A 19,240-nucleotide genomic window follows, 5' to 3' on the forward strand; every position below is an offset into this window, starting at 1 on the left:
CCTGAGCCCGGGGGCCAAGGGAAGATGCGGGCGGCTCAAGGGGGGCTTGGCTCTTTTGAGCGCAGCAACTGGTTTCTATTCAACCTCTGTGTTGGTGCGTGTCCACTGAGCAACGGGGCGGCCGTCGCGTGAGTCGAGGGCCGCTGGCGTGCCTATCCGGGATCCGCGTGCCGAGTCCGTCCCATCCGCCAGATCTCGCCAGCGACATCCGCACGGACGCGTGTGAGGGCATCGTCACTGTCGTCGACCGCGAGCAGTTCGGCAAAGCTCGTGGCACGTTCTCCATATCGGGTGTTCGATCCTTCCAGAACGGCGGCCTCCAGCACACCGACCCGCACCTGCTCGACCGCCCGCGGCGACGTCACGCCGGGGGCGTGTTCATAGTTGAACGCAATGACGTCGAGGAACACCGCGCGACGCAGCCGGTTGCCATTCAGCCGTGTCAGCAACGCTTCCGCTAGTGCCGGATACGGCGTGAACTCGGGGTTCGCCAGCCAGGCCGTGATGTCGGCCTCCGGCACGCTGAAGTCGATCCCGACGGCGGCCAGGGCGCCGAGCACGGTTTGCGTCGGCTGCACCTGCACGTCGACCAGTTGGCGGAACGCGGTTCGTCCGGCGGCGTCGAGTCCCGACGCGTCGTTGATCAAGCGGGTCGTCTGTGCGTACCAGAGCCGCTGGACTTCCTCGCGGACCCGCAACGACCATCCGGGCTCCGGCGTCGGCTTCCGGAACAACGGCGGCACTTCATGGTAGCGGTCGAAAACGCGCCGAAGGCACCTATCGAGGGTCGCCGCATCGTCCGGATGGACGCCGTCGAACCAACCCTCGGCGGCGAAGGTGCCGCTGGCCGCCGCCGTCGTCCCGTCACCGGTGACGGTGACGACGACCGGAACCTCGAAGCGTTCGCCGCCACGGGAGGTCAGCGCCAGTTCGAAGACGACGGGGTCGATGGTGTACTCCACCGCGAACGTCACGCCGTCGTAGGGCACGTCCACCGTGCCGCTGTTGCCGCCCGCAGGCACGCCGCCGACCGTCCACGCCACGGTGGCGTCGGGAACCCCGGGTGCGCCACCACCGCCGAAGCCGGTCGTGCGGATGCGAAACTGGCTGAACGTCGACGTCGCGAACGTCCCTTTGCGGATCGCATCGCCGCACGGCGTCGTCGTTTGCTCCAGCGCCCCCACCACACCCACGACGTCGTCTGAATGGTTGCCGCGGACGAGCTCGACACGCCGCGCCGCGCCCTCCGTTACCGAGACTTCGACCCAGTTGCGTTCCGGATCGATGTCTTCAACACTGACGACGAGCGACGTGGTGGCAACGGCGACGTCGGCGTCCGGCGACACCGTCGGGACCGACCCGCGGTACCACACCCGCGGGCCAACGTTCGGCTGGTCGACGAGCGAGTGCACCACCACGCCCTCGCGCGACAGGCTCGGCCCCAGGATGTCCATGCCAGCATCCCACCCGCGGGCCGTGCGGTACTCGACGTAGACGCGGCCGACGCCGTTCGCGGGCTCGTTCGGCGGATGCAGGATCAGGAGGCACCGTCCGGTCGCAGCCGACGCCGGCACCAGGCGCACACGCACGGCACCACCCGGGGGCGGGAAGGGCCGCTCGACAACGCGGCCGGCGAGAGCATCGGGCATGAACCGGTGCAGGTTGGCGCGGGCCAGGTGAGGTCCCATGGCGAGGGCACCGTTGGCGTTCGGCCAACCGCTGACGGGCGGGCCGATGAAGGTCGGCGAGGCCGCGTAAAACGGGCCGGTCCCGAGCCATAGGGTGCCGAACGACGCCGATGACATCAGATCATACGGCGACCCGTATTCGGGCCCCACGATGATGTTGGCGTCGGAGGGATCCCAGTCGGTGCCGTTGTTGTCGAGGCCGAAGGTGTGGCCGAAGCCGAGCACGTGGCCGATCTCGTGGCACATGAACGTGTGGTCGCTCGCCATTATCGGCAGCACGGCGACAGTGAATCCGCCGACGCCCGTCGTGCCGCCGTCGAAGCCGGTCGTGACTGTTGCGGGCTGTCCGGGCTGCCCGGCGAGCGGGTTCGCCATGGTCCGCGTTCCGGGGTGCGTCAGCACCACGAGTCCGTCGAGTCCGGCGAGCGGGTCGTGCCCGGGAACGCGGGCGCGGAGCGCATTGATCGCGGCCGTCGCCTGTGCGCTGCGGCTCGTGTCGGTGCCGATGGTGATGTCGACCCACGGAAACATCGGCGAGTCGAGGAAATCCAGGTAACCGCGGGTGGTGTTGATCCAGTAGCGCAACAGCGAGCGGTCGCCGATCATCACCATCGCGATGCACGCCTGATCGGGGATGACAGGGACGGTTGTATCGTGCCTGGCGCGTATGATGCCGAGGCGAACATTCTTGGGCATGGGTTGCACCTCGTTTGTTAGTCAACTCCCTCCGAATGCAAAGTGGCCCTATGACGCCGCAAGAACCAAAGCCGAGAGAAGCCAGAAGCCAGAAGCCAGAAGCCAGAGCGATAACGCCATAATCCAGCTCGATGGCCTCCTTGCCTGCCGGCTATCTTACTGAAATAGAAAGGATCTTTATCGGGATGTTGGGGTTATCGGGAGGTCCGACCTGGGTTATCGCGCCGTATAGCGGTTTCAGGATATGCATACCGCATAAAAACAATGCCACTTGAGTCTTTAAAGGTACGCTACCGCCCGCCGCTGTTTTCAGGTCCAAGCGTCTACCTGCCCTACCCACTTGAGACAAGTATTGTTGCCACAAAACAAAACATCAATTGTAATAATTCTTATTTTGTGTTTGTGATTTTTCTCGGCAAGGCTCTGACGAGGCCGGCCCCGCCTTGGTGTAAGCTGGTGGCTCTGATCTTGGGGAGGAATGCGATGGAGCGGGTGCCGGTTAACAGTATTTATCGCCTGGTGCTGGACGGCGCCGGGGGCATGCGGCCGCTGGCGGGGGCCGGGCTGCCGGCGGACGGGCCCGCCTGGGTGCATCTGGACTACGGGGATCCCGAGTCCGCCCGCTGGCTAAGGCAGAGCCCGCTGCTGAACGAGGCCGCCCGCGAGGCGCTGCTGGGCCAGAGCAGCCGGCCCAAGCTGGTGCGCCAGGGCGACAACCTGCTGCTGATCCTGCGCGGCATCAACCACAACCAGGGGAACAGGCCCGAAGAAATGGTGGCCCTGCGCATCTTTATCACCCCCGATCTGATTATCAGCAGCCGGCGCCGGCCGCTGCTGTCGGAGCAGGATCTGTTCGCCCGGCTCGAGCGCCGCGGCGGCCCGGCCAACCCGGGCGACTGGCTGGTGGAAATGTGCGACGCCCTTACCGACCGGGCCGGCGAATTCGTGGAGGAGCTGCACGACCAGATCCTGGCGCTGGAAGAGGCGGTGCTGGAGCGCAAGCTGCCGGGCAACGGCCGGCTGGGCCGCATCCGCAAGCAATTGATCCTGATCCGCCGCTACCTGTCGCCGCAGCGGGATCTGGTGGCCCGGCTGGCCAACGAAAAAATCGGCTGGCTGGACGAGGACGACCGCCGCCGGCTACAGGACATCGCCGACCGGCTGCGCCGCTGGCTGGACGATCTGGACGCGGGCGTGGCCCGCACCGCCGTGCTGGCCGACGAGATCAACAACCTGATGACCGAGGCCACCAACCGCCGCGCCTACCAAATCTCGGTAATGGCGCTGCTGTTCCTGCCCGCCACCTTTCTCACCGGCCTGTTCGGCATCAACCTGGGCGGCATGCCGGGGGCCGAAAGCCCCCTCGCCTTCTGGGTTTTCTGCCTGATCATACTGGCGCTGGGAGTGGCGCTGGGTGCCTGGCTCAAGCTGCGCCGCTGGTGGTAGCCGGGCAAGGCGGCAGCAAACTACTTTTGCAGCCAGCTGCCGCTGCGTTTCATCCTGCCCCAGTGTTTCTTGCGGCGGGTCAGCCACTGCAGCATGCCCCGCAGCCGCCACAGGGTGTTGAGCTGGCGGTAGCCAAAGTTTTCCAGCAACGCCACCAGGAACAGCCACAGCATGTCGCGCCGCCGGGGATACACCCGGAATGACATGGCCTCCAGGAGCAGGCCGTTCACCGACAGCAGCATGCCAAGGCCAATCGCCACCACGGCAAAGGCCAGCAGCGCCTCCGCCGACACCAGGCCGAACAGAAAGCCGACCATCAGCAGCAGGTATCCCATCAGCTCTATCAGGGGCCCCAGCCACTCAAACAGGAACATAAAAGGCCAGGCCAGCCAGCCCGGTGCCCCACCGGTGCGGCTGAAGGGCAGCCGCCAGTGGCTGAACAGGCTTTCGGACAACCCCCGCTGCCAGCGGCTCCGCTGCCGCCCCAGGGTGCCGATGTCTTCCGGCGCCTCGGTCCAGCACAGGGGGTCGGGCACATAGACGATGCGGTAGGGCATGCGGTGCTGGCGGTGGTAATGATGCAGGCGCACCACCAGCTCCATGTCTTCGCCCACCGTGTCCACCCGAAAGCCCCCCACGTCAATCACCCGTTGCCGGTTGAACAGGCCGAAGGCGCCGGAGATGATCAGCAGGGCGTTCATGGGCGACCAGCCCAGCCGGCCAAACAAGAAGGCGCGCAGATACTCCACCACCTGGAAACGGGCCAGCCAGCTGCGGGGCAAGCCGGCCTTCACCATAAAGCCGCCGCGGATCTCCGAGCCGTTGGCGATGCGCACCGTGCCGCCGGCGGCGATCACCCGTTCGTCCTCGATAAAGGGCTGCACTATGCGCAACAGGCTGTCCCGCTGCAGTATGGAGTCGCCGTCCATCACGCAGAACAGGCCGTGCCGGGCCGCATTGATGGCGGCATTGATGGCGTCGGCCTTGCCGCCGTTGGCCTTGTCGAGCACCACCAGGTTGGGAAAACGCCGGGAGCGGTAGATGCCGGTAATGGGCTTGCAGGGCAACTGCAACCGTACCGGCTGGGGCTGGGGCTCCAGTTGAAAGTCCTGCTGCAGGCAGGCCAGGGTCCGGTCGGTGGAGCCGTCGTTCACCACCATGACCTCGAATTCCCCGTACTGCAGCTGCAGCACCGACATCACCGAGGTGGTGATGATGCGCTCCTCGTTGAAGGCCGGCAGTATCAGGGTGATGGGGGGCTCCACCCCCAGCCAGGTGGGCGTTTCCCCCAGCTCGGAGCGGTACTGCATGTACTGGCGCAGGTTAACGAGCGACACCAGGTTCAGGATCAGGTAGCCGAGATTCAGCAGGATGAAATAGCCGATAAACAGCAGGGGCAGCCAGAACTCCCAGAACCCGTTCATAGGCCGCGCACCCTCAGGGCATAGGCCAGGGCCTCGCGCCCGTAGGGGTCCCTTACCTCGGCCAGCAAGCGCTCCAACTGCGATCGGCCCAGCCCCGGCATCTGCGCCATGGTTCTGGCCGCCTGCTGGCGTATCCACCAGTCGGTATCGGCGAGCATCGGCAGCAACAGCCGCAGGTCGGCGGCTTCCCCCACGGGCGCCAGTGCCCGCACCGCCATGGCCCTGGCCTCGGCGTCCGGATGGCTCAGCATGGCCAGAATGGCGGGCCTGTCACGCGGGTCGGCGTTGTCGGCCAGGCAGCCCAGGGCGGCGCACGCCACCCGGGGATCCGCATCGGCCAGCAGGCGGCGGGCAAAGGGGGCCAGCTCCGCCGGCCGGCCCAACGGCAGCAGCGCCATCAGGCGGGCTACCGCCAGGGGCGCCCCCGCCACCGGCTCGCCCCCTTGATAGCGCCGCACCGCATCCAGCAAGGGAGGGGTAACGGCCTCCTGGCCGGCGGCCCGGCACAGGGTGGCAACCTGCGCCCGGGACCAGTCGCGCCGTGTCAACATCGGCAGCATCAGCTGGTCCATGGCCCGCGCCGGATCCAGGCTGACCAGGGTGCGGGCGGCGGCCAGGGCGATGATGGGCCTGAGATCCGCCAGGCGGGCCGCCACCTCGGGCCAGTGCGCCAGGTTGCCCAGATAGCCGAGGGTGGTGAGCCCAATCAGCTGTTGCTGCGCCCTGCCGCCGGCGATGATGCCGAGGGCAAAGCGGTCCAGCCCCAGGTGATACAGCAGGGTGTTGAGGCGCCGCCGGGTTTCGCCCCGCAGGCTGCGCTGGGTGCGGCACCACAGCACCAGAAACCAGGCGCTGTACGCCGGCGGCAGCAGCGGCAGCCGGTCTATCCGGTCCCCGGCGGCCACTTTCGCCAGCCAAGGGCGCCAGCCCGCCTCCAGCCTCGTCCTTTCCCGGGTCCGGCGGCGATTCAGGGTGGTGATCAGCAGCACCTGCAACAACAGCAGCACCGTCAGCACCCCCACCGCCAGGGCGGAATAGAGGGCCAACGGCACCAAAGACTCAGAACGCATGGCGCACGCCCAGCCGCGCACCGTAGCGGTGGTAAAGCTCCCCCTGCCGGCCCGCCTCCAGATCCCAGGTCAGCGCCCAGCGCGGCGCCAGCCAGTATCGGCCGAACACCCCGATGGCGGCCGTGTCGGTGGTGACGATACGGGCAGACGACACCAGCTCCCGCTCTTCACCCAGGCCGACGCGCACGCCCCAATAGCTGCGGTCATCGGGGTAGTAGCTCAGGGAAGCATGGTGCCCCAATACCGGATCCCGGCCTTCCAGCCAGGTCAGGTTCAGGGTGTAGGCACCGCGCCAGGCGCCCCAATAGCGATCCCCGGTCAGCCCCAGCCGGTCCACCCTGTTGCTGCTATAAGAGGTGCGGCGGTAGCCGGCCCGCAGGCCGAAACCGTATGCCAGCCGGCGCTCGGCCCCCGCCTCCGCAAACCACTCGGGCAGAAAGCGTGCCGAAAAGCCCAGCCCGCCCTCGGTGAACAGACTCCAGCGCCCGTCCAGGGGAAAATGGCCGCCCAGCTCCATGCCCTGCCCGGCCTCGCCAAAGCGTGACTGGCTGATCACGCCACCATGGTAGCTGTTGTAACCACGCCGCGCCGAGAGCCAGTCCAACCGGTAGCTCTGCTCGTCGTCAAAGCCCCGATCCAGCACGTCGTAACGGACACTGAGCTCCGCTTCCGTCACCCGGGGTGCCGGCGGTTCGTCCTGGGCTTGCACCGTGGCCAGCATCAGCCACCATATCCAACCGCCATGCCTCATCGTTTCAGTTTCCTGAGCATGCGCCGGATACGCGCCAGCAGTTCATCCGGCTGAAAGGGTTTTACCACGTAGTCGTCCGCCCCCAGCTCCAGGGCCCGCACTATGTCCGCCTCCCGATTCTTGGCGGTCAGCATCAGCACCGGCGTATGCCGCCAGGCCGGCAAGGCCCTTATATCCTGCAGCAATTCGAGGCCGTCCCGGTATGGCAACATCACATCCAGCAGCACCAGCGCCGGCGGTGCTGCCGTATCGATCCACTCCTTGGCCTCGCGGCCGTTGGCGGCGTGCGTCACCCGGTAGCCGTTGCGCTCAAGCAGAAAACGCATGAGAAAAGCGATGTCCTCGTCGTCTTCCACCATCAGTACATGGTCGCGCTGCTCCGTCATCTTGTCGCCTCCTGCCGGGTAGCGGTGGTGAGTGCCCGGCCTTTCTTACTCGCTAGGGTTCCACCAGGGGAAGATACAAGTAAAAGGTAGTCCCCACCCCTTCTTCCGATACAAAGCCGATGCTTCCCTCCATCTGCTCCATCAGGCCTTTGCTGATGTATAGCCCCAGCCCGGCGCCCCCCTTCTGGCGGGAGTCCGAGCTGTCGGCCTGGGAGAAACGCTCGAACATGCGATCATGGAATGACTTGGGGATGCCGGGCCCGTGGTCGGCAACCCAGATCAGGACTCGCGTCGGCTGCCGCTCTATTCCGATACGGACCGCTTCGCCCGGTGGCGAGAACTTGATGGCGTTGGAGATCAGGTTGGCCATCACCTGGAGGAAGCGGTCGGCATCCACATTCACTTCGGCATCCTCGGTTTGCGGGGCCAGCAGCAGGTGCACGCCAAAGCGTTCCGCAAACGGCAGGTTGTCTTCCAGGCTCCGGCTCACCAAATGCCGTATGGGCTGGCGTTTCAACCTGGCCAGCAGGCGGCCATTGTCCAGCCGTTCCACGTCGAGAATATCCCGGATCAACACCACCAGCCGTTCGCTGTTCTTGAGCGCCAGCCTCAGCATGGGCCGCAAATCCGGGTTCACGCCGGCCCCCTCGTTCACGGCCAGCAACGCCAGCGCGCCGTTGAGCGAGGTGAGCGGGGTGCGCAGCTCGTGGCTGACGGTCGCGATGAATTCGTGCTTCATCTGGGCGACCCGGCGCTGCTCCGTCACCTCGCGGACCATCGCCAGGGACTCCTGCTCCTGGCCTTCCACCTCGGCCACCCGGATCTCATAGCAACGGCCGGTCTCTTCATCGATCCAGTCACGGCTGTGGGCTTGCCCGTCGTGCTCGCCATGTTCCAGCGCGGCCACCAGCACAGTGGCCGGCATCATGCGGTGCGCATCCACGGCGCCGCCCAGATATTCAGGAACCTGCCCGGGCCGCAGCCGAAACAGGCTTTCGGGCACCGCATCCAGCAGGGCCTGCAACCGGGCGGCGCTGGCCCGGGCCTGCCGCGCGACCTGCCCCCGGGCGCGGAAGTCGCGGTTAAGCACCAGGGCGACCAGCAGCAACAGCAACACGGCGATGCTGCCACCCCCCAGGGTAAACCAGCGGCTGCGTGCGGCCTGGCTATGGGCTTCGCGGGTTGAGGACAGCAGCAACATCCTGCCGTGGGCTTCCATCTCCGTCATCAGTCCACGGATAGCGTCCATCACCTGCTTTCCCTCGCCGCTCAGCAGCCGCTCGCGGGCCTCGGCCAACCCTTGCTGCCGACGTATTTCCACATTGCGGGTGGCAATGCCCAGCTTGCGTGCAATCAGCTCTTCTAACCGAGCCAACCTGTCCTGTTGCGCGGGCTCGGCCGCCATCCGCTCTTCCGTGCGACGGTACCGCTCATCGATCAGGGCGAGCGCCTGATGGTAGGGGGCGAGGTATTCCTCGTTGCCGGTCAGCAAATAGCCGCGCTCGCCGGTCTCTACGTCCAGCAACAAGGCCTGTAACTCCTGCAGTGAGGAGATCCCCTCGTGGATATCGACGACCGCGTCATTGAGCCGGAGCAGCTCACGATTGGTCCTGTCGCCTTCCAGCATGATCAGCAGCAAGATGACCAAGGAAAAAAAGAAAGCGAGCACCTGGGGGGCGGTTTCCCGATTCAGCAGCAATGGCATGGCTCCCTATGGCAGTTGCAAGGGCAAAGCCCCCTCGGCGGCCCGCCTTCAGCCCGCCCAGGGGAAGTGCAGGCCGAACACCAGCAGCAGGCCGAACAGGGCCAGCAGCCAGGCGCTGATGGCCAGTTCGTCGCAGGCGTGGTTGAAGAAGCGGCGCTTGAGGGCGATGGCCTGGCCCAGCTCCCGGCCCAGTTGCCGGTATTCGGCCTGCAACCGTTCCAGGCTGGCCGGGTCGTCGCCGTGCAGCAGGGCGTCCAGCTCCGCCGCCAGCGGCATGGCGGGCGCCTGCTCCGGTGGACGGAAGCTCAGCAGGGCGTGGCCCCAGCCGCAGGCCAGGGTAAAAAAGGCCAGCAGGCACAACACCAGGGTGATCCAGCCCAGGGGCTCGGTCGGGTGGAACAGCAGGGCGGCGTTGAAGGCGGTGAGCACGCCCAGGGCCACCAGCAACAGGCTGAACAGGGTCAGCAAGCGGCCGCCGGCCCCTTCCAGCCGGCGCAGCTCCCGCCCCTGTTCGGCCAGGTGGGCACCGAGATGGCCGATGGTCGCCTGGCTCGTGTTCATGGCTCCTCCCCTGGCGTTGTCATGATCCACCTGCCCTGAGGATAGTGAAGAATAAGCCCATCCGGATGCCAGGACGAAAAAGGGCCGGAGGGAGTGCCTCCGGCCCCTGGCCGTGGAGTGTTCAGTAGGTGGAGCGCTGAATCGCCTCGCCGCCCGCTTCTATGTCTTGCCCAACGCCGCGCATGGTGTTGCAACCGGACAACAGCGACAGGCCGAGCAGCGACAGCAGGATCAGGGCCGGGGTACGCTTTTTCATGGGGTTTCTCCTTGCCGGGAAAAGGGACTCCCTTGAAGTCTAGCAGTCCCTCCCCGTTTGAGTGTCAACCCAGCGCCAGCACCCGATCCGCCACCTTGTTCACCAGCGCCGCCTCGTGGCTCACCAGCAGCAGGGCGCAGCCCCGCTCCCGGGCCAGATCGGTGAGCAGCCTTATGGTCTGCTGCTGGGTCACCAGATCCAGGCGCGAGGTGGGCTCGTCGGCGAACAGCAGCACCGGCTCCAGCAGCAGGATGCGCAAAATCGCCAGCCGCTGCAGCTCGCCGCCCGACACCTCCCGGGGCGAGCGCGCCAGCAGGTCGGGCGAGAGCCCCAGCCGGGGCAGTAGCCGTTCCACCTCGGCCCAGTCTTTGCGGTGCAGCTTTACCACGTCCTTCAGGCTCTGGCCCAGGCTGCACCAGGGCGCAAAGGCGGCGGGCGGATCCTGGTAGAGCTTCTGGTAGCGGGTGCGGGCCAGGGCGGGGTCGCGCCACACCGCGCCGGCGTCCGGCTCCAGCACGCCCAGGCAGATGCTGCCCAGGGTGCTCTTGCCGCAGCCGCTGGGGCCCACCACCCCCATCACCTCGCCGGCGCGCAGTTCGAAGGAGATATCCCGGAACAGGGGCCGCCCGCCCCGCTCCTTGGCCAGCCCGTCCACCTTCAGCACGGTGGCGCCGGCGTTCAGCGGCGCCAGTGCCGGCCAGGCGGCGGGCTCGGCGGCCAGCAGGGCCCGGCCGTAGTCGCTGGCGGGCGCCTGCAGCACCTGCTCCGCCGGGCCGGATTCCAGCACCTCGCCGCCCCGCACTATCATCACCTCGCCGCCCAGCTGGCGGGCCACGGCGATGTCGTGGGTAATGGTCAGCAGGCCGCCGCCCTCCTCCGCCACCTGCCGCAGCAGGCCGGTCACCTGGTCGCGGCTGCCCGCGTCCAGGCCCTTGGTGGGCTCGTCGGCAATGACGATGTCGGCGCCGCCGGTGCTGGCGGCGGCAAAGGCCAGCCGCTGCATCATGCCGCCCGAGAGCTGGCCCGGCAGCCGGTGCAGGGCGTGGCCCAGGCCGAGCCGGGTCAGATCCTGCTCGGCCTGGCTGCGGGCCTGGGCCCAGTCCACCCCGGCCACGTAGCGGTAGCCTTCGGCCACCTGCTCCACCGCCTTCATGGTCGGGTCCAGCGCCAGCCAGGGCTCCTGGGGCAGCATGGCGAGTTGGCGGCCCCACAGCTTGCGCCGGGCGGCGGCGGGCAGGTGGGTAAGCTCTTCCCCCCGCAGCCAGATCCGGCCCCGGGCCTGCAGCCCCGCCGGCAGGTTGCCCATAATGGCCTGGGCGATCAGGCTCTTGCCGGAGCCGGTTTCCCCCAGCAGGGTCAACGGCCGGCCGGCCCCGAGGGTAAACGACAGCGGCCGCACTATGGCATCCGCCGCCGCCACCGCCAGTTGTTCCACTTTCAGCAGTTCGGTCATGGCTTGCGGCCTCCCGCCAGCAGGTTGAGCGCCAGCACCAGCAGGAACACCGCCGCTATGGGTTGCAGCAACACCCAGGGCGCCTCGTGGTAGTAGGGCAGCAGCTCGGTCATCATCAGCCCCAGCTCGGCGGTGGGCGGGCGCAGCCCCACGCTGACAAAGCCCAGGGCGGCAATGGCCAGGATGGCGGTGGCGGCGCCGAAGGCGCCCAGGGTCAGCACCACCGGCGCCAGGGCCGGCCACAGGTGGCGGCGCACTATGTAGCCGGGGCCGAAGCCGAGCAGGCGCGAGGCCTCGATTTGCGGCGAGGCCATCAGGCTGCGGGTGGTCAGGCGCACCACCCGGAAGTATTCGATCCACAACACCAGGGCGATGCCCACGTACAGGGTCCAGAAGTTGCCCGGCGCTATGGCCACCAGCAGCAGCACCAGCAGCAGGCCGGGCAGGGCCAGCAGGGTGTCGGCCAGCACGCCCAGGGTCCGGTCCACCCAGCCGCCGCGCCAGCCGGCCAGCACGCCCAGCAGCACGCCGGGCACGGCGGCGGTCAGCACCCCGAGCAGGGAAAGGCCGAGGGAAAGCTGCACCGCCGAGCTCATGCGGGCCAGCATGCTGCGGCCCAGGTGATCGGTGCCCAGGGGTTCGGCCAGGCTGGGCGCGGCCAGGATCTGGCTGTAGTTCTGCCGGGCCGGATCCAGCTCGGCCACCAGCGGCAGGCCGAGGCCGAACAGGGCCAGCGCCAGCAGCAAAGCGGCGCCCAGGCGCTGGCGGGGGCTCAAAAAACGGCGGCCGGCGGGGGCCGCCGGGGCGGCCAGGGTAGCGGTTTGGCTCATGCCTCCCTCCTTCTCGGGTCGATACGGTGGCACAGCAGGTCCACCAGGGCGTTGAGCAGCACGAACATCAGCCCCAGCACCAGGGCGGTGCCCTGGATCATGGGTACGTCCCGCGCCACGATGGCGTGCACCAGGGCATGGCCGATGCCGGGCCAGGCGAACAGGGTTTCCACCACCACCACGCCTTCGATCAGGTACACCAGCTGCATGGCCTGGTGGGCCAGCACCGGCACCGCCACGTTGCGCAGGCCGTGGCGGCTGAACACCCGGCCCTCGCCCAGGCCCTTGGTGCGGCCGAAGGCGTAATAGGCGGAGCCGGCCACGCCCTGCATGGCGTTGCGGCTCACCCGGCAGGCCACGGCGGCCAGCCCCAGGGCCAGGGTTAGCGCCGGCAGCAGGGTGTGGGCCGCGGTGCCGTGGCCGGCGGCGGGCAGCCAGCCCAGCTGCACCGCCAGCAGCATCACCAGCAAAATGCCGATCACGAACTGGGGCAAGGCCCGCAGCACGGTGGCCAGCAGCAGGGTCAGCCGGTCGAGCCGGCCGCCGGGCCGGAGCCCGGCCAAAATGCCGAGCGGCGGGCCCAGCAGCAGCGACAGCCCCACGGCGGCGGCGGCCAGCTTGAAGGAGTGGCCCAGCTGGTGGCGCAGCTCGTCCACCACCGCCTCGCCAGTTACCAGCGACCGGCCCAGATCCAGCCGCAGCAGATCCCACAGCCAGTGGCCCAGGGCCTGCCAGGCGGGCAGGTCCAGGCCCAGCTCGGCGCGCACCGCGGCGGCGGCGGCCGCGTTCACATAGTCGTAGCCGTAACGGCCGGCGGCGATGCGAAAGGCCATGTCCCCGGGCAGGGCATGGGTGAGGATAAAGGTCAGCACCCCCACCATCAGCGCCACCAGGGCGGCCTGCATCAGCCGGTAGCTCAACACCGGTATCACTGGGCCCACCTCATTTCGCTCACCCGATAGTTACGCTCGAAGGGATCTATGCTGAAGCCCTCGACCTTGTTGGACACGGCGGCGGTTTGCTGGTACCAGGCCACCGGGATCACCGGCAGCTGCTGGTGCAGTATGCCGGCGGCTTCAATGCGCAGCCCGGATACGGTCTCGCCGTCGGTGTGTGCCAGCAGTTGCTGCAAAATCTCGCCCAGGCGTGGGGAATGCCAGTTCATGGCGCCCCAGTCGCCGCCTTCGGGGCCGAAGTCCTGCAGCAGGGTGCCGAGGGGATCCGGCACCAGGGCGAAGTTGCGCGCCATCAGGCCCAGTTGCAGGCTGCCGTCCCGGTGGCCGGCGGGGATTTCGCTGGAGTTGGTGACGTTGACCGTCAGCTCCACGCCCAATTCCCGCAGCTGATCCTGCATGGCGGTGGCCAGCAGCGGCAGCTCGGGCCGGTCGGCGAAGGTGGTCAGCGTCAGCTTGAAGGGTTCGCCGTTGCGGCTGAGCATGCCCTTGCCGTCCGCCTGCCAGCCCAGGCCGGCCAGCAGGGCCCTGGCCTGGTCCAGATCCCGCTCGGCACCGGCCACCTCGCCCAGGTGCCAGTCGGTCAAAGACGGCGGAAACAGCTGGCTGGCCGCCGCCTCGGGGGTGCGCAGCAGGGCCACGGCCATGCCGGTGCGATCCAGCGCCAGGCTCAGGGCCCGCCGGGCCTCGGGCTCGGCCAGGAAGGGATGGCCGGCGTTCACTTTAAGGGTCACGGTGCGGGGAATGGGCTCGGAGTGCACGCTGAGCCGGTTGTTGCGCTGCAGCCGGGCCTGGCTGGCCGGATCCAGGGTGAAGACGATGTCGGCGTCGCCGCTCTCGGCCATCAGCGCCCGGGTCTCGCCCCGGCCGGCGGCCAGGTAACTGATCTGTTCGATGGCGGGCGCCTCGCCCCAGTAGTCGTTGAAGGCGGCGGCGGTCAGCTTTTGCGGCATCTGCAACTGCTCGATACGGTAGGGGCCGGTGCCGATCACCTGGGTGGCCTCGCCGGCCTCGTTGTAGGAAGCAGGCGCCAGTATCTGGGCGGAGCTGTGGGCCAGCAGCGCCGGCAGCGGCGCGAAGGGACTGTTCAGGCGGATCAGCAGCTCATCGCCCTCGGCGGTAATGGCCGCTATCGGCGCCTCGGTCAGCATGCCGGGCTTGGCCAGGGCCAGTTGCAGCGCCTTGGCCGCCACCTCGGCGGTAAGCGGGCTGCCGTCGTGGAAGCGCACGCCCGGCCGCAGGGCGAAACGCCAGCTGAGCTGGTCGTCGGAAACCGTCCAGCTCTCGGCCAGGCTGGGCTGGGGATGGCCCTGGTTGTCCACCTCCACCAGGGTTTCACCTATCTGCAGCCGGGTATAGACATAGCCGGCCTTGGAAGGATCGGTACTGCCGATTTCCCAGGGCGCGACTATGTCGAGCACCCCTTCGGTGGCATGGGTGGAAGCGGCAACGGCCAGCAGGCCGGCGCCGAGCAGGGAAGATCGCAGTGGCATCATGGGGGCTACCTGAACAGTGGATACGAATGAGAACAACCAATTTAGTTATAATATAACATCACAATTCATCCCCATCGTCACCCCCGCTGCAAGCATTTTTTATCCGCCAGGGTCTTTGTGGCTGTAACCTTAAACCATGCCCATGGACCATCAGGGAGTGATCGAGATGAAAAAACTGTTCAGCGGCCTATGCGGCCTGCTGCTGTGCCAGACGGCCAGCGCGGCCCAGCCGGACACCGGCGCCCTGTTCGAGCACCGGCTGCCCCGGCTGCACTCGAATGAAACGGTGGACATGCGCCAGTTCGCCGGCCAGCCGCTGCTGGTGGTGAACACCGCCAGCTTCTGCGGCTTTACCGGCCAGTTCGAAGGGCTGGAGGCACTGCACCAGCGCTACAAGGATCAGGGGCTGAAGGTGGTGGGCTTTCCGTCCCACGACTTCCGCCAGGAAGCCGACGACCAGGCCAAGACGGCGGAGGTCTGCTATGTGAACTTCGGCGTCACCTTCGACATGGTGGCACCCATCAAGGTACGGGGCGGCGGCGCCCACCCCATCTTCAAGGAGATCGCCCGCCAGAGCGGCAAGGCGCCGCGCTGGAACTTCTACAAATACGTGATCGATCGGGAAGGCCGGGTCACGGCGGTGTTTTCCAGCCTGACCAAACCGGAGGACGAAAAACTGAAAACCGCCATAGAGGCGGTGTTGTAGTCCCCGCGCAGGCACCTTACCCCGTCTCCCCCGCGAAGGCGGGGGTCCAGGGGCTCGGCGTTGTCGCCTGCGCGGGAAGCTACCCGGGTTCTGGATGCCCGCCTTCGCGGGCATGACGGAATCGGCGTCCCGGGTTCAGGCGCTAAGCGGGGTGATGCGCACCTGGGCGATGCGGAAGTCTTCCACTTCCGTCACCTCGAAGCGCAAATCCTCGCGTTCGAACACGGCGCCCGCCTCCGGCAACTGGCCGCTCCAGGCCAGCAGCATGCCCGCCAGGGTGGCGTAGTCGTTGTCCGGATCCACCAGCCCCTTGCGCGCCAGCACCTGCTCCAGGTAGTGCAGATCGGTGCTGCCCTTCACCAGCCAGCCGTCTTCCTGGGCCAGCACTTCCGGGATCTCGTCCTCGTCCAGGAACTCGCCGACGATGGCCTCCAGCAGATCGTGGGGCGTCACCAGCCCCTGCACCGTGCCGAACTCGTCGTTCACCAGCACCAGGTTGCCGCGCGCCTCGCGCAGTATGTTGAGCAGGCGGATCACGCTGATGCTGTCCGGCACTATCATGGGCTCGTTGCCCGTGGCCAGTTCGACCAGGCTCTTGCCCTCCTTAAGGCCGGCCACCAGATCCTTGGCGCGCACCACGCCCAGCAGGTTGTCCAGCTCCCCCTCGCAGATGGGGAACTGGCCGTGGGACGAGGCCATCAGCTCTTCCAGCACCACGTCGGGGCCATCGGTCACGTCCAGCCAGACGATGTCGGCCCGGGGCGTCATCACGGTGCGGATGGAACGCTCCGCCAAAGACAGCACGCCGCTGATCATATGGCGTTCTTCCTCGGCAAAGCCCTGCTCCCGGCTCTGCTGCGGTGCGGCCTGGGGCTCCATGGTTTCCTTCCTGCCGCCGCCCATCAGGTTGAAGATGGCCTGAGTGGTGCGTTCACGCAGGGGCAGGCGCGCCTCGGCCTTTTGCGAGTTGCGCCTGGCCATCTGGTTGAAGAACTCGATCAGGATGGAGAAGCCGATGGCGGCGTACAGATAGCCTTTGGGAATATGCAGCCCGAAGCCCTCGGCCACCAGGCTGAAACCGATCATCAGCAGGAAGCTCAGGCACAGCACCACCACCGTGGGGTGGGCGTTGACGAACTCGGTGAGCGGTTTGGACGCCACCAGCATCACCACCATGGCCAGCACCACGGCAATCATCATCACCGCCAGGTTGTCCACCATGCCCACGGCGGTAATGATGGAATCGAGCGAGAACACCGCATCCAGCACCAGGATCTGGGCGATAACCACCCCGAAGCCCGCATAAACCACATTGGTGCTGGCCTCGTGCATCTTGCCTTCCAGCCGCTCGTGCAGCTCCATGGTGCCCTTGAACAGCAGGAAGAAACCGCCGGCCATCAGGATCAGGTCCCGCCCGGAAAAACTCAGCTCACCCAGGGTGAGCAGCGGCCTGGTCAGGGTGACCAGCCAGGACACCAGGCTCAACAGGCCAAGGCGCATGAACAGCGCCAGCGACAGGCCGATGATGCGGGCCCGGTCGCGCTGGTGGGGCGGCAGTTTCTTGACCAGGATGGCGATAAACACCAGGTTGTCGATGCCCAGCACGATTTCCAGGATCAGCAGCGTCAGCAGCCCCGCCCAGATAGACGGATCCATCAGGAATTCCATAATTTACCTCTTTGTTCTATGACGATAGCGGCAGGTTCAGCGCATTGCGCCGGCCGATAGGGCAAGCGGAGTGTGATCTGGGCAGCGGAGGGCGACAGACGCCGGGAACGACAAGAAGAAGGGAAAAACAGGGCAGTTAAGGGTGCGTTGCAAGCAACTTCGCGAGCAATCCATATAGTTACCGGCTTTTGACCGGGCCTCTTGGTTAACATGAGGCTCCATCATAATCAGTTCCCGGCGTTTGATAAATAGGCAATTTCCTAAATGCGGCATCCCCACCGCCGGGCGAGGATGCCGGATGCACTCGCCTTACAACGAAGCCGCCGCCCGGGCCGCCTGATCGTAGAGGCCGGACATGGCGCGCAGGGCGCCGGCTATCTGGTGCATGTCTTCCTTGGCGATGCCGAGGGAAGAGAGCGACTCCACCAGGCAGGCTTCGCGGATATCCGCATAGCGGGCACAGGTGTCGCGCCCCTGCTCCGTGGTCTTGAAGAAGGTTTCCTTGCCGTGCTTTTCGCCGGAGATCAGCGCCAGCTTGGTCAGCTTCTTCAGGGCATAACTCACGGTGTGGCTGTCTTCCACGTTCAGCACCAGGCAGATGTCCGACAGCCGCTTGGCCCGCTCCCGGTGGTTGATGCTGTGCAGCACCAGGATGTCGAGCGAGCTCAGCTCGGGCAGGCCGGCAGCGGTCATGCAGCGCACCATCCAGCGGTTGAAGGCATGGCCCGCGATAATCAGGCCAAACTCGAACTCCGACAGCTCCCGCGCCTTGCGCGACAGGTGCTCGGACGACACTATGGGCCCGCGCGGATCCACCATTACCTGTTCCTCATTACTCTTGTTCATTACCTGTTACTCATCGCTTCGGGCAGATAGGTCACAATCTGCGGAAAGATGCTGATCAGTACCACACCCAGCAGCATAAGGAAAAAGAAAGGCAGGGCCGCACCGGCGATCTTCAGTATGTTCTTGCGGGTCATGCCCTGCAGCACGAACAGGTTGAAGCCCACCGGCGGCGTGATCTGGGACATTTCCACCACTATCACCAGGTAGATGCCGAACCAGATCAGATCGATGCCCGCCGCTTCCACCATCGGCAGCATGATGGAGGTGGTCAGTACCACCACCGAAATGCCGTCGAGGAAACAGCCGAGCACGATGAAAAAGAGGGTCAGCACCGCCAGCAGCATAAAGGGCGACAGCTCCATGGTGGCAATCCAGGCCGCCAGTTCGCTGGGCAGCTTGGTGAAGCCCATGGCGGCGGTGAGGAAGGAGGCGCCGGCCAGGATAAAGGCGATCATGCAGGAGGTTTTCACCGCCCCCAGCGCCGCTTCCATAAAGGTGGCCCGGTTGAGGGCGCCGTTGGCCCGCGCCAGCACCAGCGACAGTACCACGCCCACGGCGGCGGCTTCGGTGGGCGAGGCCAGGCCGGCGTAGATGGAGCCGATCACCCCGACGATGAGCCCGACCATGGGGATCAGCTTGCGCGAGCGCTTCAGCTTTTCCCCGAAGGACAGGTCGGGCTCGTCGGACTGGGGCACCTTGTCCGGGTAGCGCCAGGCCCAGAACACCAGGTAGCCGGCGAACAGGGCGATCAGCATCAGCCCCGGAAAGACCCCGGCCATGAACAGCCGGGCGATGGACTGGTCGGTGGCCACCGCGAACACGATCAGTATGATGGAGGGCGGGATCAGCAGGCCCAGGGTGGCGGAGCCGGCCAGGGTGCCCAGCACCAGCCGCTCATCGTAGCCCCGGCGGGTCAGCTCGGGAATGGTCATCTTGCCCATGGTGGCGCAGGTGGCGGCCGAGGAGCCGGACACCGCCGCGAACAGGCCGCAGCCCACCACATTGGTGTGCAGCAGGCGGCCGGGCACCTTCTGCATCCAGGGCGCCAGGCCGGTGAACATGTCTTCCGCCAGGCGGGAGCGGAACAGGATCTCGCCCATCCAGATAAACATGGGCAGGGCGGTCAGCTCCCAGCTGTAGCTGGCGCTCCACACATCCGAGGCCATCATGTCGCCCACCGGAATGGAGGTGAACTGGCTGATGCCCAGCCAGCCCAGTCCCAGCAGGGTGAAGGACACCCAGACGCCGCTGCCCAGCATCACGAACAGCGCCACCAGCAATACCAACATCATCAACAACATGGTT

Annotated in this window: 17 protein-coding genes; 2 read left to right on the forward strand and 15 right to left on the reverse strand. The window is 66.7% G+C overall.

What is annotated here, in order from left to right; genetic code table 11:
• Positions 1-152: 152 nt before the first annotated feature.
• On the reverse strand, positions 153-2,384 hold the full coding sequence (locus tag JKV55_RS02455) for a zinc metalloprotease (protein WP_202082155.1): 2,232 nt from the start codon (positions 2,382-2,384) through the stop codon (positions 153-155).
• 483 nt (positions 2,385-2,867) lie between these two features.
• On the opposite strand from JKV55_RS02455, the gene zntB reads away from it, so the two are divergent.
• Positions 2,868-3,830, forward strand: a complete 963-nt coding sequence (gene zntB / locus JKV55_RS02460; protein ID WP_202082215.1) for a zinc transporter ZntB — start codon at positions 2,868-2,870, stop codon at positions 3,828-3,830.
• A 20-nt stretch (positions 3,831-3,850) separates the two neighbouring features.
• On the opposite strand, the gene JKV55_RS02465 is transcribed toward zntB, so the two are convergent.
• The 11 genes from JKV55_RS02465 to JKV55_RS02515 all read right to left on the reverse strand — a co-directional run bounded on the left by JKV55_RS02465 (position 3,851) and on the right by JKV55_RS02515 (position 14,715).
• Complete coding sequence (locus tag JKV55_RS02465; protein ID WP_202082156.1) at positions 3,851-5,254, reverse strand: glycosyltransferase family 2 protein; 1,404 nt, start codon at positions 5,252-5,254, stop codon at positions 3,851-3,853.
• Positions 5,251-6,324 (reverse strand): HEAT repeat domain-containing protein, encoded by a 1,074-nt coding sequence (locus JKV55_RS02470; protein WP_202082157.1) that lies wholly within the window; start codon positions 6,322-6,324, stop codon positions 5,251-5,253. Before JKV55_RS02470 ends, JKV55_RS02465 begins: the two co-directional genes overlap by 4 nt.
• Positions 6,314-7,075, reverse strand: coding sequence for a YaiO family outer membrane beta-barrel protein (locus tag JKV55_RS02475; RefSeq protein WP_202082158.1), 762 nt, complete (start codon positions 7,073-7,075; stop codon positions 6,314-6,316). Before JKV55_RS02475 ends, JKV55_RS02470 begins: the two co-directional genes overlap by 11 nt.
• A complete protein-coding gene (locus JKV55_RS02480) occupies positions 7,072-7,461 on the reverse strand; it encodes a response regulator transcription factor (protein WP_202082159.1) in 390 nt (129 codons plus the stop codon). Before JKV55_RS02480 ends, JKV55_RS02475 begins: the two co-directional genes overlap by 4 nt.
• 52 nt (positions 7,462-7,513) lie before the next feature.
• On the reverse strand, positions 7,514-9,166 hold the full coding sequence (locus tag JKV55_RS02485; RefSeq protein WP_202082160.1) for a sensor histidine kinase: 1,653 nt from the start codon (positions 9,164-9,166) through the stop codon (positions 7,514-7,516).
• A gap of 48 nt (positions 9,167-9,214) precedes the next feature.
• A complete protein-coding gene (locus JKV55_RS02490) occupies positions 9,215-9,727 on the reverse strand; it encodes a hypothetical protein (protein ID WP_202082161.1) in 513 nt (170 codons plus the stop codon).
• Between the two features lie 121 nt (positions 9,728-9,848).
• Entirely contained in the window at positions 9,849-9,983 is a 135-nt protein-coding gene (locus JKV55_RS02495; protein WP_202082162.1) for an entericidin A/B family lipoprotein, read from the reverse strand.
• 64 nt (positions 9,984-10,047) lie between these two features.
• The gene (locus JKV55_RS02500; RefSeq protein ID WP_202082163.1) at positions 10,048-11,436 is read right to left on the reverse strand and encodes an ABC transporter ATP-binding protein; all 1,389 of its coding nucleotides are present in this window, start codon (positions 11,434-11,436) and stop codon (positions 10,048-10,050) included.
• Positions 11,433-12,266 carry an ABC transporter permease gene (locus JKV55_RS02505; RefSeq protein ID WP_202082164.1) on the reverse strand — a complete coding sequence of 278 codons (834 nt, stop codon included), beginning with the start codon at positions 12,264-12,266 and terminating at the stop codon, positions 11,433-11,435. The genes JKV55_RS02500 and JKV55_RS02505 overlap by 4 nt, the downstream gene beginning before the upstream one ends.
• Positions 12,263-13,198, reverse strand: a complete 936-nt coding sequence (locus tag JKV55_RS02510; RefSeq protein ID WP_202082165.1) for an ABC transporter permease — start codon at positions 13,196-13,198, stop codon at positions 12,263-12,265. Before JKV55_RS02510 ends, JKV55_RS02505 begins: the two co-directional genes overlap by 4 nt.
• The gene (locus JKV55_RS02515) at positions 13,195-14,715 is read right to left on the reverse strand and encodes an ABC transporter substrate-binding protein (RefSeq protein ID WP_202082166.1); all 1,521 of its coding nucleotides are present in this window, start codon (positions 14,713-14,715) and stop codon (positions 13,195-13,197) included. Before JKV55_RS02515 ends, JKV55_RS02510 begins: the two co-directional genes overlap by 4 nt.
• Before the next feature lie 166 nt (positions 14,716-14,881).
• Between JKV55_RS02515 and JKV55_RS02520 the strand changes: the two genes are divergently transcribed.
• On the forward strand, positions 14,882-15,421 hold the full coding sequence (locus JKV55_RS02520) for a glutathione peroxidase (RefSeq protein ID WP_202082167.1): 540 nt from the start codon (positions 14,882-14,884) through the stop codon (positions 15,419-15,421).
• A gap of 135 nt (positions 15,422-15,556) precedes the next feature.
• Here JKV55_RS02520 and JKV55_RS02525 read toward each other — a convergent pair whose 3' ends face one another.
• From JKV55_RS02525 to JKV55_RS02535, 3 genes are all read right to left on the reverse strand, one after another.
• The gene (locus tag JKV55_RS02525) at positions 15,557-17,089 is read right to left on the reverse strand and encodes a TerC family protein (RefSeq protein WP_202082168.1); all 1,533 of its coding nucleotides are present in this window, start codon (positions 17,087-17,089) and stop codon (positions 15,557-15,559) included.
• Positions 17,090-17,398: 309 nt separating this feature from the next.
• Positions 17,399-17,935: a winged helix DNA-binding protein gene (locus tag JKV55_RS02530; protein ID WP_237332617.1), complete on the reverse strand. Its 537-nt coding sequence runs from the start codon at positions 17,933-17,935 to the stop codon at positions 17,399-17,401.
• Complete coding sequence (locus JKV55_RS02535; RefSeq protein ID WP_202082169.1) at positions 17,935-19,236, reverse strand: TRAP transporter large permease; 1,302 nt, start codon at positions 19,234-19,236, stop codon at positions 17,935-17,937. Before JKV55_RS02535 ends, JKV55_RS02530 begins: the two co-directional genes overlap by 1 nt.
• Positions 19,237-19,240: the final 4 nt, after the last annotated feature.

The sequence above is a fragment of the Zobellella iuensis genome (genome assembly GCF_016746085.1).
GTDB classification, from domain to species: Bacteria; Pseudomonadota; Gammaproteobacteria; order Enterobacterales; family Aeromonadaceae; genus Oceanimonas; species Oceanimonas iuensis.